The organism is Pseudomonas sp. 28 E 9, assembly GCF_900004785.1.
GTDB classification, from domain to species: Bacteria; Pseudomonadota; Gammaproteobacteria; order Pseudomonadales; family Pseudomonadaceae; genus Aquipseudomonas; species Aquipseudomonas orientalis_A.
The window spans coordinates 294,998-309,484 of sequence record NZ_CVTK01000050.1 but is presented as its reverse complement, the minus strand read 5'-3'; the positions used below and the strand labels follow the sequence as shown (position 1 = coordinate 309,484).

Here is a 14,487-nt window from a genome sequence, read left to right as displayed (position 1 = left end):
CCTGCTTGGCCTGAGAGGCTGGTGTTCGTCCTACAGTATCGTTGCGGCCAGACAGATCGCCGCTTATAGTTCGCTCCGTCGCTGGACTTGAACAGCGACAGGGTTTCGCAGCCCTAACGATACGTGTGTAACCAAGCATCATGAATACAACGATGAGCGCTTCGGCGCCCGTCGTCTGTTTTTATGGTAGCTGTGTGTGGGAGACCTTCGGGTCTGCCGGGTTCCTCGTATCCTCGGTCTGCGAACCCGCACACAGCTACCACCCAATTCGTTTCGCAGCGAATGGCGGTAGTCCTTTCAGATACGAGGAATATTTGCCATGACCCAACAACTTCCACCCCGCCGCTTCACCCCCTGCACCGAAACCGCCACCGACTACCCCGTGCTGTTGATCGACAGCGAAGCCCCATTGCTGGACCTCCACGCCTGCCTGCGCGAACGCCTCAACGCCGCCCTCGAACACCTTAACCTCATGGCCTGCTCCAGCCTGCCGGACTTCGCCGAGCGCGACCTGAACCATGTGGCCAATACCGCGCGCATTCTGGTGCAGGATGTGAGTGATGTGTTTCGGGTGATTGAACAACGCGGGTTCGATACGCCTTGCGCCGCCTGATCAACTCTAAAGCAAAAAAACCCGCATTTTGCGGGTTTTTCATCACATTGAAAAAGCCGAACGCTAAGTCGCGCTTAGTGTGTTCTTAGAAATCTGCCCCTTGCGGCGTATGCCTTTTATAAAAACCCAATTTCACCCTCTGCTTCTTATAGCCTTTTCGTCACCAAGTTAGCTCCAGACACTCTAAACAACTGTCAGTTATGACAGGTTTCTTCAGGCGCGAGGCGCATTACTTTAAGTTCTCACCGCTTTGTATTCACCACCTCGAGAGGAACGAAGTCATGACAATGCCTAACCCAATGGGTACCTATGTCGGAGGAAGCACCACTGGCCCCAAACAGCTTACTATTACCTCAGCTAATAGCAGCAGCGGTGCTATAACGGCAGACTTTCATGACGGCAAAGATGCTTACTCGCTCACTGGAACTTATAAGTTCGCCAATGCTGAAAAAGGAGGGCCCGCCAGCTTTACCTTGGATGGAGCCGCCGGAGCAAAAATAGGCTATAGATTTTCACTGGTTTCAAATGTGGTAAACGAAAGTACACCGTTCCAAAAACTTACCGGAAACTTTTGGGTTAACAACGTTGCTGGGACCATGGAGCTTATAAAATTCAACTAAGCTCCAGCGTTTTTTTAAACAACCAAAACGCACTTATAGGGCACTATGAAAAAACCCGCTTTGCAGCGGGTTTTTTTAAAAGTCACACGCTAAGACTTAGTTCACCTTAGCGTTCAACTCACCTTTCAAATACCGCTGATACATTGCTTCCAACGAGATCGGCTTGATCTTCGAAGCATTACCGGCGGTACCAAATGCTTCATAACGCGCGATACATACATCACGCATCGCGGTCACAGTCGCACCGAAGAATTTACGCGGGTCAAATTCGCTCGGATTGGTCGCCATCAGGCGACGCATCGCACCCGTGGACGCCAGGCGCAGGTCAGTATCGATGTTGACCTTGCGCACGCCGTACTTGATGCCTTCGACGATTTCTTCAACCGGTACGCCGTAGGTTTCCTTGATGTCGCCGCCGTACTGGTTGATGATCGCCAGCCACTCTTGCGGTACCGAGGAAGAACCGTGCATCACCAGGTGGGTGTTAGGGATGCGCTTGTGGATTTCCTTGATGCGATCAATCGCCAGCACGTCGCCGGTAGGCGGCTTGGTGAACTTGTAGGCGCCGTGGCTGGTGCCGATGGCGATGGCCAGGGCGTCGACCTGGGTCTTCTTGACGAAGTCCGCAGCCTCTTCCGGGTCGGTCAGCATCTGGCTGTGGTCGAGCACGCCTTCGGCGCCGATGCCGTCTTCTTCACCGGCCATGCCGGTTTCCAGGGAGCCCAGGCAGCCCAGTTCGCCTTCTACCGACACGCCGCAGGCGTGAGCCATGGCCACGGTTTGCTGGGTCACGCGTACGTTGTACTCGTAATCGGTCGGGGTCTTGCCGTCTTCACCCAGGGAGCCGTCCATCATCACCGAGCTGAAGCCCAGTTGGATGGAGCGCTGGCACACGTCAGGGCTGGTGCCGTGGTCCTGGTGCATGCACACCGGGATATGCGGGAATTCTTCGATGGCGGCAAGGATCAGGTGGCGCAGGAACGGCGCGCCGGCGTATTTGCGGGCACCGGCCGAAGCCTGGACGATCACGGGGGAGTCGGTCTTGTCAGCGGCTTCCATGATGGCGCGCATCTGCTCAAGGTTGTTGACGTTAAAGGCTGGGACGCCGTAGCCGAACTCGGCTGCGTGGTCCAGCATTTGACGCATGCTGATAAGTGCCATTGTGTTGTCTCTCCCGATCGAGGGTCGTTAATCGTGCAAGCCTGCCGTAGCGGCGGCTGCTATTCAAGTTATTGCAGATCAAGGGGTTGAGCTTGAGCTGCTGAATCGTTATTGCTGGTGTAGCCGACTCAAATTCCAAGTTGAAACCGAATCAATGTGGGAGGGGGCTTGCTCCCGATAGCGGTCAGCCTGACACCCAAGTGCTGACTGACACGCCGCAATCGGGGGCAAGCCCCCTCCCACATTTGGATCTCATCTCATGACAGATCTCAGTTGGCCTTGCAGCCGCGCCCAATCAGATCATCCGTGGCCACCCAATACACCAGGCCTTCCTCACCCTTGGTGTGAAAGGCCAGTTGGCCGTCGCTGTACAGCGCGCCCGATGCCGCCACGTCCTGCTTGAGGCGGTAGACCTGATCCGAACCACCGAGACGTACATCCACCTCGCTGCGGTCCTGATTGACAAAGCGCCAGTTGACCTCGGCCTTGCTGTCGCAGGTCCAGGTGGTCCACTTGCCTACAGGCTCTGCCTTGTCGAACATGCTCATGCTGCTGCAACCGGCCAACAAGGCCAGGGTTGCCAGGGCGAAAACGCCTTTCATTGCCAATCCTCGCAGGGCGACCAGAGGCCGCCGTTGCTGTGGGTTAGTGGATCAGACCCGTCATGGGCAACCCTGTTCCTGACCGTTGGGCGCGGAGTCGTATTTCTCCAGCCGTTCGTTGCCGATGCGCTTGTTGATCACCGGCATGGTCTCGGCTTGCCAGTCAGCCTGGTAGCAGCTTTTTTTAAGCGGGGCCGAGGCCTTTTCCGCCTCGGGCGCCGCACTCGGCGTGCTGCCGCAGCCGGCCAACAGGCCCGCTGCGATCACCAGTGCCAACGACTTGATCATGGGAACACTCCTTTTCCTGATCACGCGCGCCTTAACCCTTGGCCCGGGTTTCCAGCACTTCCACGGCCGGCAGTACCTTACCCTCGACGAATTCGAGGAACGCACCGCCACCGGTAGAAATGTAGGAGATCTGATCAGCAACGCCATATTTATCGATGGCCGCCAGGGTGTCACCGCCGCCGGCGATGGAAAATGCGGAGCTTTCAGCAATGGCTTTGGCCAGTACTTTGGTGCCATTGCCGAATTGGTCGAATTCGAAGACGCCGACCGGGCCGTTCCACAGAATGGTCTGGGAAGCTTTCAACAGTTCAGCGAAGTTGGCTGCGGTTTGCGGGCCGATGTCCAGGATCATGTCGTCGTCGGCCACGTCAGCGATCAGCTTGACGGTCGCTTCAGCGCTTTCAGCGAATTCCTTGGCGACCACCACGTCCACCGGCAGCGGCACGCTGACTTTGGCGGCGATGGCGCGGGCGGTGTCCAGCAGGTCCGGCTCGTACAGGGACTTGCCCACCGGGTGACCCGCTGCAGCCAGGAAGGTGTTGGCAATGCCGCCGCCGACGATCAACTGGTTGCAGATCTGGCTGAGGCTGTTGAGCACGTCCAGCTTGGTGGAAACCTTGGAACCCGCGACGATGGCCGCCATCGGTTGTGCCGGAGCGCCCAGGGCCTTGCCCAATGCATCCAGCTCAGCCGCCAGCAGCGGGCCGGCCGCGGCGACCTTGGCGAACTTGGCCACGCCGTGGGTCGAGCCTTCGGCGCGGTGGGCGGTGCCAAAGGCGTCCATCACGAACACGTCGCACAAAGCTGCGTATTGCTGGGCCAGTTCGTCGCTGTTCTTTTTCTCGCCCTTGTTGAAGCGCACGTTTTCGAACAGCACGATGTCGCCGGCTTTCACGTCCACGCCACCCAGGTAATCTGCGACCAACGGCACGTCACGGCCCAGGGCCTTGCTCAGGTACTCGGCGACCGGCTTGAGGCTGTTTTCGGCGGTAAACTCGCCTTCGGTCGGGCGGCCCAGGTGGGAGCAGACCATCACGGCCGCGCCTTTTTCCAGGGCCAGCTTGATGGTCGGCAGCGAGGCCAGGATTCGCGCATCGCTGGTGACAACACCGTCCTTGACTGGGACATTGAGGTCTTCGCGAATCAGTACGCGCTTACCTTGCAGATCGAGGTCGGTCATCTTCAACACGGTCATGGGTCGCAGTTCCTGAGTTACTGTTGAGGTTGTTTAGCGGCGATGTGCAGATAGTGTTCTGCCACATCAAGCATGCGGTTGGCAAAACCCCATTCGTTGTCGAACCAGGCCAGGATGTTCACCAGCCTCGGGCCGGAAACGCGGGTCTGGCTGGCATCGACAATGGCCGAATGCGGGTCATGGTTGAAATCACAACTGGCGTGCGGCAACTCGGTGTAGGCCAGCAGGCCTTTGAGCGGGCCGCGGGTGGCGGCGTCGCGCAGGATCCGGTTGACCTCCGTCGCATCGGTGTCGCTGACGGTTTGCAGGGTGATGTCCAGGCAAGACACATTCACCGTCGGCACCCGTACGGCTTTGGCCTGGATTCGTCCGGCAAGTTCCGGCAACAGTCGCTCGATGCCGCGGGCCAGGCCGGTGGACACCGGAATCACCGACTGGAATGCCGAGCGCGTGCGGCGCAGGTCTTCATGATGATAGGCGTCGATCACCGGCTGGTCGTTCATTGCCGAGTGAATCGTGGTGATCGACACGTAATCGATGCCGATCGCCTGATCCAGCAGGCGCAACAACGGCACGCTGCAGTTGGTGGTGCACGAGGCATTGGACACCAGCAGCTCAGCGCCAGTCAGGCAATCCTGGTTGATGCCGTAGACGATGGTGGCGTCCACGTCGGCCTCGCTGGCCATCGGCTGGGAAAACAGCACGCGCGGTGCGCCGGCGTCGAGAAAACGCTGGCCGTCGGCACGGGTGTTATAGACACCGGAACACTCCAGCACCAGGTCGACGCCCAGTGCTTTCCAGTCGATGCCTTCAGGGGTGGCGCTGCGCAAGACCTGCACGCAGCTGCCATTAATATGCAGACAATCACCTTCGATCCGCACTTCGCCGGGGAAACGGCCGTGGGTGGAGTCAAAGCGTGTCAGGTATTCGATGCTGGCCATGTCGGCCAGATCGTTGATCGCGACAATTTCAAACCCGGCCGCCGCCCCTCGCTCGAACAGCGCACGCAAGACGCAACGACCAATGCGGCCGTAGCCGTTGAGTGCAACTTTGTAGGGACGCGGTTGGGGCATGGGGTTCTCGCATTGTGGGCGACACAAACTGTAGGAGCGAGCTTGCTCGCGAAGAACTTGAGAGCGCCGCGTTAAACCAGAAACGCTGCGTTATCGTTGACGATCTTCGCGAGCAAGCTCGCTCCTACAGTAGAGGCGGTGGCCAGTGGGCCACCGCGTTAGCGCCTTAGTCTTCCAGCAGCTCTTCAGCCTGACCCAGAATGTTTTCCAGGGTGAAACCGAACTCTTCGAACAACGCTGGCGCCGGCGCCGACTCACCGTAGGTGGTCATGCCGATCACGCGGCCTTCCAGGCCCACGTACTTGTACCAGTAGTCAGCGTGGGCCGCTTCGACAGCGATACGCGCGCTGACCTGCAACGGCAGTACCGATTGCTTGTAGCCGGCGTCCTGGGCTTCGAACACGCTGGTGCACGGCATGGATACAACGCGAACGTTGCGACCTTGCGCGGTCAGCTTGTCGTAGGCCTGGACGGTCAGGCCCACTTCGGAACCGGTGGAGATCAGGATCAGCTCCGGCTCGCCGATGCAGTCCTTGAGCACATAACCACCACGGCTGATGTCGGCGATCTGCGCGTCGGTACGCACTTGGTGTTGCAGGTTCTGACGCGAGAAGATCAGCGCCGAAGGGCCGTCCTTGCGCTCGATGGCGTGCTTCCAGGCCACGGCGGATTCCACCGCGTCGGCTGGGCGCCAGCAATCCAGGTTCGGCGTGGTACGCAGGCTGGTCAGTTGCTCGACCGGCTGGTGCGTCGGGCCGTCTTCACCCAGGCCGATGGAGTCGTGGGTGTACACATGGATCACACGCTTCTTCATCAGCGCGGCCATGCGTACGGCGTTACGGGCGTACTCCATGAACATCAGGAAGGTCGCGCCGTAAGGCACCAGGCCACCGTGCAGGGACACACCGTTCATGATGGCGCTCATGCCGAACTCACGCACGCCGTAGTACATGTAGTTACCGCTGGCGTCTTCAGCCGACACGCCTTTGCAGCCTTTCCACAGGGTCAGGTTGGAACCGGCCAGGTCGGCCGAACCGCCGAGGAACTCCGGCAGCAACGGACCGAAGGCGTTCAGGGTGTTCTGGCTGGCTTTACGGCTGGCGATGGTCTCGCCCTTGGCCGCGACTTCGGCGATGTAGGCCGAGGCTTTTTCCGAGAAGTCGGCAGGCAGGTCACCGGCCAGGCGGCGTACCAGTTCATTGGCCAGCTCCGGGAATTCGGCGGAGTAGGCAGCGAAACGCTGGTCCCACTCGGCTTCGGCGGCCAGGCCTTTTTCCTTGGCATCCCATTCGGCGTAGATATCGGCCGGGATTTCAAACGGGCCGTGGGTCCACTTCAGCGCTTCACGGGTCAGGGCGATTTCCGCGTCACCCAGTGGGGCGCCGTGGCAGTCTTCCTTGCCTTGCTTGTTCGGCGAACCGAAACCGATGGTGGTCTTGCAGCAGATCAGGGTCGGCTGCGCGCTCTTGCGGGCGGTGTCGATGGCGATCTTGATTTCTTCCGGATCGTGACCGTCGACGTTGCGGATTACCTGCCAGTTGTAGGCTTCGAAACGCTTGGGGGTGTCATCGGTGAACCAGCCTTCGACTTCGCCGTCGATGGAGATGCCGTTGTCATCGTAGAAGGCAATCAGCTTGCCCAGGCCCAGCGTGCCGGCCAGGGAGGCGACTTCGTGGGAAATGCCTTCCATCATGCAGCCATCACCCAGGAACACGTAGGTGTGGTGGTCGACGATGTCATGGCCGGGGCGGTTGAACTGCGCGCCCAGGACTTTTTCCGCCAGCGCGAAGCCGACAGCGTTGGCCAGGCCCTGGCCCAGGGGACCGGTGGTGGTCTCGACGCCTGGGGTGTAGCCGAATTCAGGGTGGCCGGGGGTGCGGCTGTGCAGTTGACGGAAGCTTTTGAGGTCGTCGATGGTGACGTCATAACCGGTCAGGTGCAGCAGCGAATAGATCAACATCGAGCCATGGCCGTTGGACAGCACGAAGCGGTCACGGTCGGCGAACGACGGGTTGCTCGGGTTGTGTTTCAGGTAGTCACGCCAAAGTACCTCGGCGATATCCGCCATGCCCATCGGGGCACCGGGATGGCCGCTGTTGGCTTTTTGCACGGCATCCATGCTGAGGGCACGAATGGCGTTGGCACGCTCACGACGGCTGGGCATCGCTGATCTCCTGGGGGCTTGAATAAGGAAACGGAAAAAAGGACCGGCATTTTCCCTCAGCCACCGCCTGCGGGCAATGACAGATAGTCACTTGAGCAGGTTTTTCCCGCGGTTTGCGCACCGATCCCTTGCACAATTGCGCTGCGGGTTCGTCTAAAGGCAATAGCGGCTGCTTATAACCGCCACTTATCGATCAATATCAAAACTTTTTGATATTGACCTTGCGGCGAGTACCACCCGTCACTAGACTGCTGGCCTTATGAACCTACCCGTGCCCTCCCTGCTTCCCGCCGACAGCGATGAACTGGCAGCCCTTTGCAAGGCTGCGGGTGATCCGTTGCGCTTGAACGTATTGCGCGCACTGGCCAATGATTCATTCGGGGTACTGGAACTGGCGCAGATCTTCGCCATCGGCCAGTCCGGCATGAGCCATCATTTGAAGGTGCTGGCCCAGGCCGACCTGGTGGCCACCCGCCGCGAAGGCAATGCGATTTTTTACCGCCGCGCCCTGCCCCACACCGAATTGCTCGGCGGCAAGTTGCACGCGGCGCTGCTCGAAGAAGTCGACAACCTGGGCCTGCCCGGCGCTGTGCAAGCGCGGATCGCCCAGGTGCATGGGCAACGTGCTGCCGCCAGCCAGGACTTTTTCTCCCGGGTCGCCGACAAGTTTCGTGCCCAGCAGGACCTGATCGCCGGCTTGCCCCAGTACCGCGAAAGCGTACTGGCGCTGTTGGACAAGCTGAGCTTCAGTGATAAGGCCACGGCCCTGGAAGTGGGCCCTGGCGACGGCGGTTTTCTGCCGGACCTGGCGCGACGCTTCGGGCAGGTGACGGCACTGGACAACAGTCCGGCGATGCTCGAACTGGCCCGCCAGTTGTGCGAGCGCGAAGCGTTGGCCAATGTCAGCCTGCAACTGGCCGATGCCCTGAGTGACACCCGCCTGCAGGCCGATTGCGTGGTGCTGAACATGGTCTTGCACCATTTCGCCGCCCCGGCCGATGCGCTCAGGCAAATGGCCGGGCTGTTGCACCCCGGCGGTAGCCTGCTGGTGACGGATTTATGCAGCCACAACCAGAATTGGGCCAAGGAGGCCTGCGGTGATCTCTGGCTGGGTTTTGAACAGGACGATCTGGCCCGTTGGGCCACCGCTGCGGGACTCGTTCCCGGGGAAAGCCTCTATGTAGGTTTACGTAATGGTTTCCAGATTCAGGTCCGCCATTTTCAGCGACCGGCTGGCGACACTCACCATCGGTAAATATCAGGAAAACATCGAGATGAGCGAATACTCCCTTTTCACCTCCGAGTCCGTGTCTGAAGGGCATCCGGACAAAATCGCCGACCAGATTTCTGACGCGGTGCTGGACGCCATCATTGCTGAAGACAAGTTCGCCCGTGTGGCGTGCGAGACTCTGGTGAAAACGGGCGTGGCGATCATCGCCGGCGAAGTCACCACCACGGCCTGGGTCGATCTGGAACAGATCGTGCGCGACGTGATCACCGACATCGGCTACACCAGCTCCGACGTGGGCTTTGACGGCGCGACCTGCGGCGTGATGAACATCATCGGCAAGCAGTCCCCCGACATCAACCAGGGCGTCGACCGCGCCAAGCCTGAAGATCAGGGCGCCGGCGACCAGGGCCTGATGTTCGGCTACGCCAGCAATGAAACCGACGTGCTGATGCCCGCGCCTATCACCTTCTCCCACCAGTTGGTCCAGCGCCAGGCCGAAGCGCGCAAATCCGGGCTGTTGCCATGGCTGCGCCCGGACGCCAAGTCCCAGGTCACCTGCCGCTACGACGGCGGCAAAGTGGTCGGTATCGACGCCGTCGTACTGTCCACCCAGCACAACCCGGACGTCTCCTACAAAGACCTTCGCGAAGGCGTGATGGAGCTGATCGTCAAGCACGTGCTGCCGGCCGAACTGCTCACCAAGGACACCCAGTTCCATATCAACCCGACCGGCCAGTTCATCATCGGTGGCCCAGTGGGCGACTGCGGCCTGACCGGTCGCAAGATCATCGTCGACAGCTACGGCGGCATGGCCCGCCACGGCGGTGGTGCATTTTCGGGCAAAGACCCGTCCAAGGTTGACCGTTCCGCCGCCTACGCCGGTCGCTACGTGGCCAAGAACATCGTCGCCGCAGGCCTGGCCGAGCGTTGCGAGATCCAGGTGTCCTACGCCATTGGCGTAGCCCAGCCGACGTCCATCTCGCTGAATACCTTCGGTACCGGCAAGATCAGCGATGACAAGATCGTCAAGTTGGTGCGTGAGATTTTCGACCTGCGCCCTTACGCGATCACCACCATGCTCGACCTGCTGCACCCGATGTACAAGGAAACCGCAGCCTACGGCCACTTCGGCCGTACCCCTGCGCAGAAGACGGTCGGCGACGACACCTTCACCACCTTCACTTGGGAAAAAACCGACCGCGCCAACGACCTGCGGACCGCTGCCGGCCTGTAATCGCTCGCGGCCGCCAAAGCTCCGCCGGGTTCGCCCGGCGGGGCTTTTTGTTTCTCAAAGGTTGCAACAAAATCGTTGAAACCGCGGCCGAAGTCGACGCGGGCCAGCAAAAGCGCGGCGCCGAGACGGATAACAACGACGCGCCGCACGCGTGGGGCGGCCTGTTCACCCAGGCAGAAACACCCGGTAAAAAGCCCCGCTCGGTCGGGGCTTTTTTGTGGCCGTGCCGATCACTTAGGCTGAGCACCCTTTCCGAGCAAGGATGCTCACGATGCGTCTGTTGATGATTTTCCTGATCAGCTTTCTAGCGTGCCGGGCCTGGGCCGAAGACTGCCCCGATGATGTCCGAGCGCAAATCGACACGTTGGCCAGGCAGGTCAGCCAATGGGATGACGCCTACCACCGACAGGGCCAATCCCCCATCAGCGATGAACTGTACGACCAGGCCCGGCGTCGCCTGGCCCATTGGCGCAAATGCGCGCTGCAACCCACACCCAGGGCTGACAACCCGCTGGCAAGCGCTCGTGGCACAGTCCGCCATCCGGTCGCCCATACCGGCCTGGAGAAGCTGTTGGACGCATCCGAAGTGGGTGATTGGCTCAGCACCCGACAGGACGTCTGGATTCAACCCAAGGTCGACGGCGTCGCCGTGACCCTGGTGTATCGCAAAGGCCGCTTGCACCAACTCATCAGCCGCGGCGACGGCCTGCTCGGTCACGATTGGTCCGCTGGCGCACGCAGAATCCCGGGTATCGTCCAGCAACTGTCGGAGCCGGTCGATGCGGTACTGCAAGGCGAGCTCTACTGGCGCCTCGACGACCACGTACAGTCTGCACAGGGCGGGCTCAACGCGCGCAGTAAAGTGGCGGGCTTGATGAACCGACGGCAATTGAGCGACACCGAGGCAGGCGGTATCGGGCTGTTCGTGTGGGCCTGGCCCGAGGGCCCGGCCAGCTTCACCGAGCGCCTGGCCACGCTGGCACGGTGGGGGTTTACCGACAGCCAGCGGTATAGCCAGTCCATCGCCAGCATCAGCGATGCCGCGCGCTGGCGTCTGCATTGGTACAACCATCCGCTGCCGTTCGCCAGCGATGGCGTGGTGTTGCATCAGGCGGCGCGCGCGCCGGCCAAACGCTGGAAAGCCAGCGCACCCTACTGGGCCGTGGCCTGGAAGTACCCGGTGAGCAAGGCGTTGGCGCTGGTGCGCAAGGTGCAGTTCAGGATCGGGCGTACCGGGCGTATCACACCGATTCTCGAACTGGACCCCGTGTGGCTGGATGATCGGCAAATCAGGCGGGTCAGCGCAGGCTCGCTGAAAAACTGGCAGAACCTGGACATCCGTCCCGGCGACCAGGTGTCCATCAGCCTGGCCGGCCAGGTCATTCCCCGGCTCGATGAGGTGGTCCTGCGCAACAAGACCCGGGTGGAAGTGCCGGTGCCCGATACTCGCGACTTTCATGCCTTGAGTTGCTGGCAACTGGACCCTGGTTGCGAGGAGCAACTGCTCTCGCGCCTCACCTGGCTGAGCAGCAACCAGGGCCTGGCGTTGCCCCATATGGGCCGTGAAACCTGGAACGTATTGATCCAGGCCGGTCTAATCGCAGGCTTTCTCGATTGGTTGACCCTGGATGCGGCAGAGCTTGCTAACATTGATGGCTTCGGCGAACGCACCCGTACGCGGGTGCTCGACAGTATTCACAGCGCCCGCAAACGGCCTTTTGCACAATGGCTCAAGGCATTGGGGGTGCCGCCCGCGGCGCGCAACAACCTGCAGGGCGACTGGCATACGCTGGTCGCCAAAGACACCCAAGCCTGGCTGGCCTCTGACGGCATCGGCCCGGGACGCGCAGCGCAACTGAGCGCTTTTTTCCGCGACCCGCAGGTACAGGCATTGGCTGAAATATTACATGGCGCCGGCATAGACGGTTTTTGAAACCGGCCCGGCCCTCTGATTGCTACCTTGGAGCCCTTATATGAAATTTCTTGCCCCTCTTGCGTTACTCACCTTCGCAAGCTTCACGACCACGCCGCTGCTGGCCGCCGACGAAGCCCCCCAACTGACAGGCTGCGCCGCCAAGCGCCAAGCCATCAGTACCCAGATCGAACAGGCCAAGGCCCATGGCAACAGCGCCCAACAGGCCGGACTGGAAAAAGCCCTGAGCGAGGTCACCGCCAACTGCACTGACGCATCGCTGAAGAAAGAGCGCGAAAACAAGGTGCTCGATGCCAAGCACGAAGTCAGCCGCCGTCAGGCCGACCTCGACAAGGCCATGAAAAAAGGCGATGCGGACAAGATCAACAAGCGCAAGGACAAGCTCGCCGAATCGCGCAAGGAGTTGCAGGATGCTGTGGAAGAACTCGACCAGTAAAACCGCTCAATGGTCCCGGAACTGCTTATGGCAAGCGCTGCAGGCATCTTCGACTTTCTGCACCGCAGGTTGAAGGCTGCCGGCCTTATAGGGCTGGACCTGGCTTGCGGTCACCAATTCACCGGTGGCCGCCTCAAGGTCGCGAGCCAGTTGCTGGAATTGCGCCTGCTTTTGCCACACCTCGTCCCTGGCACTGGTGTGGTCGTCTTCACGTACGCTCGGGAAATGCTGCCAGGGTTCATGGGCCAACACGTCCAACTTGACCGCGCCGTCGGCAAACCGGGCGCCGTCGAACGGGATACGCCCGCGCAACATGCCGCCCAGGTCTTCGCTGGTCTTGAGCATCTGCTTGAAGATCGCCTTGCGCTGGCCCAGGGGCGAATTGGGGTCAACACCGCCGCAGGCGGACAAGGCCAGGCAGGCCAGCGCAACAACCGTCATATGTTTAAAAGTCATGGTGGCTCAGGGTCACGGAAAACGGCGGCCAGTATCGCCGCCTCGTCCGCAAAGACCAATAGCCCTATTAATAATAAGGGTTGCCCAACGCGATAAAGCCCGGGCAATCGCTTCAGGAATTACGTACATGAATGACAATTGGAAACCCTGGAGCCGCCTGGCGTGGGCTCTGCCGATGATCGCGCTGCTGGCCGGCTGCGACCTGGGCAAGGACGCGGGCAAAGAACCCGCCAAAGAAGAAGCCGCCAAACCCCATGCCGTCGCCACTTACGTGAGCGCGCCGTGGGAGGCGCTGCCGTCTGTTTCCGACAGCGATCTGCTGGCAGGTTTCGAATCCTGGCGCAGTGCCTGCCAGCGCCTCAAGGCCGACCCGGTCTGGGGTGCGACTTGCGCAGCCGCAGCCGGCGTACCGGGCGATGCCGTGGCGGTTCGCGGGTTCCTCAAGGAGCGCCTGGATGTATTTGGCCTGCGTTCAGCCGACAACACACCGAACGGCCTGATCACCGGCTACTACGAGCCGGTCTACCCCGGCAGCCTCACCGAAACCGCCACCGCCCATGTGCCGGTGTATGGCGTGCCGGACGACCTGATTATCGTCAACCTGGAAGCCATCTACCCGGAACTCAAGGGCAAACGCCTGCGCGGTCGCCTGGAGGGCCGCGTGCTCAAGCCGTATGACGATGCCGGCACCCTCAACGGCCAAGGCTCGAGCGCCAAGCCGATCGCCTGGCTGACCGACCCGATGGACCTTCAGTTCCTGCAGATCCAGGGCTCCGGGCGTATTCAACTGGCCAATGGGCGTCAACTGCGCGTGGGTTATGCCGACCAGAACGGCTATCCCTATCGCCCTATCGGTCGCTGGCTGATCGAACAGGGTGAGCTGAAAAAGGACGACGTGAGCATGGGCGCCATCAGCGCCTGGGCCAAAGCGCACCCGCAACGCATTCCCGAACTGCTGGCGAGCAACCCCAGCTATGTGTTCTTCAGCGCCCGCCCCGACAGCAATGAAGGGCCGCGCGGCTCGCTGAACGTGCCCTTGACAGCAGGATACAGCGTGGCGGTGGACCGCAAGGTGATTCCGCTGGGGAGTCTGTTGTGGCTATCCACCACCAAACCCGACGGCTCACCGATCGCCAGACCCGTCGCAGCCCAGGACACCGGCGGCGCCATCACCGGGGAAGTGCGCGCAGATTTGTTCTGGGGCACAGGCGAAGCAGCAGGCGAGTTGGCGGGGAACATGAAGCAGCAGGGCCAGATCTGGATGCTATGGCCCAAGGGTACGCCGCTGCCGCACGTGCCGGATGCCCCCGCTGGTACCTGACAGCCATAGGTATCGACACAACGCGGTAGCACCCAACGCTAACCACGATGCGAAGCGAGTCGCCCTTGATCTTGATCTTGATCTGCTTTTGATCTCAGGCGCCCCGTTAAACCACGCTGGCCGAACGCAGGCTTGAATCCGTGGGCAACCCGGCAGGACG

General features: G+C 60.9%; 14 protein-coding genes. 7 read left to right on the top strand and 7 right to left on the bottom strand.

Translation table 11 applies throughout. The annotated features are described in order from the left end of the window. Window positions 1-319: 319 nt before the first annotated feature. Together BFQ00_RS17665 and BFQ00_RS29265 are read left to right on the top strand one after the other, a co-directional pair. The gene (locus BFQ00_RS17665; RefSeq protein ID WP_065934243.1) at window positions 320-613 is read left to right on the top strand and encodes a fructose-bisphosphate aldolase; all 294 of its coding nucleotides are present in this window, start codon (window positions 320-322) and stop codon (window positions 611-613) included. 281 nt (window positions 614-894) lie between these two features. After that, entirely contained in the window at window positions 895-1,233 is a 339-nt protein-coding gene (locus tag BFQ00_RS29265) for a hypothetical protein (protein WP_139114999.1), read from the top strand. Window positions 1,234-1,329: 96 nt separating this feature from the next. On the opposite strand, the gene fba is transcribed toward BFQ00_RS29265, so the two are convergent. From fba to tkt, 6 genes are all read right to left on the bottom strand, one after another. Continuing rightward, entirely contained in the window at window positions 1,330-2,394 is a 1,065-nt protein-coding gene (gene fba, locus BFQ00_RS17660; RefSeq protein ID WP_003177554.1) for a class II fructose-bisphosphate aldolase, read from the bottom strand. Between the two features lie 269 nt (window positions 2,395-2,663). Beyond that, window positions 2,664-2,996, bottom strand: coding sequence for an MliC family protein (locus tag BFQ00_RS17655; protein ID WP_065885405.1), 333 nt, complete (start codon window positions 2,994-2,996; stop codon window positions 2,664-2,666). A 60-nt stretch (window positions 2,997-3,056) separates the two neighbouring features. Further along, complete coding sequence (locus BFQ00_RS17650; protein ID WP_065885404.1) at window positions 3,057-3,284, bottom strand: hypothetical protein; 228 nt, start codon at window positions 3,282-3,284, stop codon at window positions 3,057-3,059. A gap of 31 nt (window positions 3,285-3,315) precedes the next feature. Continuing rightward, window positions 3,316-4,479: a phosphoglycerate kinase gene (locus BFQ00_RS17645; RefSeq protein ID WP_065934242.1), complete on the bottom strand. Its 1,164-nt coding sequence runs from the start codon at window positions 4,477-4,479 to the stop codon at window positions 3,316-3,318. 17 nt (window positions 4,480-4,496) lie between these two features. Beyond that, entirely contained in the window at window positions 4,497-5,552 is a 1,056-nt protein-coding gene (epd, locus tag BFQ00_RS17640; RefSeq protein WP_065885403.1) for an erythrose-4-phosphate dehydrogenase, read from the bottom strand. A gap of 166 nt (window positions 5,553-5,718) precedes the next feature. Further along, complete coding sequence (tkt, locus tag BFQ00_RS17635; protein WP_065892430.1) at window positions 5,719-7,716, bottom strand: transketolase; 1,998 nt, start codon at window positions 7,714-7,716, stop codon at window positions 5,719-5,721. Window positions 7,717-7,975: 259 nt separating this feature from the next. On the opposite strand from tkt, the gene BFQ00_RS17630 reads away from it, so the two are divergent. The 4 genes from BFQ00_RS17630 (at window position 7,976) to BFQ00_RS17615 (ending at window position 12,550) form a co-directional block, all read left to right on the top strand. Continuing rightward, window positions 7,976-8,971 (top strand): ArsR/SmtB family transcription factor, encoded by a 996-nt coding sequence (locus BFQ00_RS17630; protein WP_065896308.1) that lies wholly within the window; start codon window positions 7,976-7,978, stop codon window positions 8,969-8,971. 19 nt (window positions 8,972-8,990) lie between these two features. Beyond that, window positions 8,991-10,181: a methionine adenosyltransferase gene (gene metK / locus BFQ00_RS17625; RefSeq protein ID WP_065892428.1), complete on the top strand. Its 1,191-nt coding sequence runs from the start codon at window positions 8,991-8,993 to the stop codon at window positions 10,179-10,181. Between the two features lie 271 nt (window positions 10,182-10,452). Then, window positions 10,453-12,114 carry an NAD-dependent DNA ligase LigB gene (ligB, locus tag BFQ00_RS17620; RefSeq protein WP_065934241.1) on the top strand — a complete coding sequence of 554 codons (1,662 nt, stop codon included), beginning with the start codon at window positions 10,453-10,455 and terminating at the stop codon, window positions 12,112-12,114. A 40-nt stretch (window positions 12,115-12,154) separates the two neighbouring features. Next, window positions 12,155-12,550, top strand: coding sequence for a DUF1090 domain-containing protein (locus BFQ00_RS17615; protein ID WP_065892426.1), 396 nt, complete (start codon window positions 12,155-12,157; stop codon window positions 12,548-12,550). 6 nt (window positions 12,551-12,556) lie between these two features. Here the strand turns inward: BFQ00_RS17615 and BFQ00_RS17610 are convergent, their stop codons facing one another. Continuing rightward, on the bottom strand, window positions 12,557-13,006 hold the full coding sequence (locus BFQ00_RS17610; protein WP_065934240.1) for a c-type cytochrome: 450 nt from the start codon (window positions 13,004-13,006) through the stop codon (window positions 12,557-12,559). 127 nt (window positions 13,007-13,133) lie between these two features. Between BFQ00_RS17610 and BFQ00_RS17605 the strand changes: the two genes are divergently transcribed. Beyond that, window positions 13,134-14,327 (top strand): murein transglycosylase A, encoded by a 1,194-nt coding sequence (locus BFQ00_RS17605; RefSeq protein WP_065934239.1) that lies wholly within the window; start codon window positions 13,134-13,136, stop codon window positions 14,325-14,327. Window positions 14,328-14,487: the final 160 nt, after the last annotated feature.

Bases quoted from the DNA above. Each gene is read 5' to 3' on its own strand.
- BFQ00_RS17665 (WP_065934243.1), top strand. From the start codon at position 320: ATGACCCAACAACTTCCACCCCGCCGCTTCACCCCCTGCACCGAAACC.
- BFQ00_RS29265 (WP_139114999.1), top strand. From the start codon at position 895: ATGACAATGCCTAACCCAATGGGTACCTATGTCGGAGGAAGCACCACT.
- fba (WP_003177554.1), bottom strand. From the start codon at position 2,394: ATGGCACTTATCAGCATGCGTCAAATGCTGGACCACGCAGCCGAGTTC.
- BFQ00_RS17655 (WP_065885405.1), bottom strand. From the start codon at position 2,996: ATGAAAGGCGTTTTCGCCCTGGCAACCCTGGCCTTGTTGGCCGGTTGC.
- BFQ00_RS17650 (WP_065885404.1), bottom strand. From the start codon at position 3,284: ATGATCAAGTCGTTGGCACTGGTGATCGCAGCGGGCCTGTTGGCCGGC.
- BFQ00_RS17645 (WP_065934242.1), bottom strand. From the start codon at position 4,479: ATGACCGTGTTGAAGATGACCGACCTCGATCTGCAAGGTAAGCGCGTA.
- epd (WP_065885403.1), bottom strand. From the start codon at position 5,552: ATGCCCCAACCGCGTCCCTACAAAGTTGCACTCAACGGCTACGGCCGC.
- tkt (WP_065892430.1), bottom strand. From the start codon at position 7,716: ATGCCCAGCCGTCGTGAGCGTGCCAACGCCATTCGTGCCCTCAGCATG.
- BFQ00_RS17630 (WP_065896308.1), top strand. From the start codon at position 7,976: ATGAACCTACCCGTGCCCTCCCTGCTTCCCGCCGACAGCGATGAACTG.
- metK (WP_065892428.1), top strand. From the start codon at position 8,991: ATGAGCGAATACTCCCTTTTCACCTCCGAGTCCGTGTCTGAAGGGCAT.
- ligB (WP_065934241.1), top strand. From the start codon at position 10,453: ATGCGTCTGTTGATGATTTTCCTGATCAGCTTTCTAGCGTGCCGGGCC.
- BFQ00_RS17615 (WP_065892426.1), top strand. From the start codon at position 12,155: ATGAAATTTCTTGCCCCTCTTGCGTTACTCACCTTCGCAAGCTTCACG.
- BFQ00_RS17610 (WP_065934240.1), bottom strand. From the start codon at position 13,006: ATGACTTTTAAACATATGACGGTTGTTGCGCTGGCCTGCCTGGCCTTG.
- BFQ00_RS17605 (WP_065934239.1), top strand. From the start codon at position 13,134: ATGAATGACAATTGGAAACCCTGGAGCCGCCTGGCGTGGGCTCTGCCG.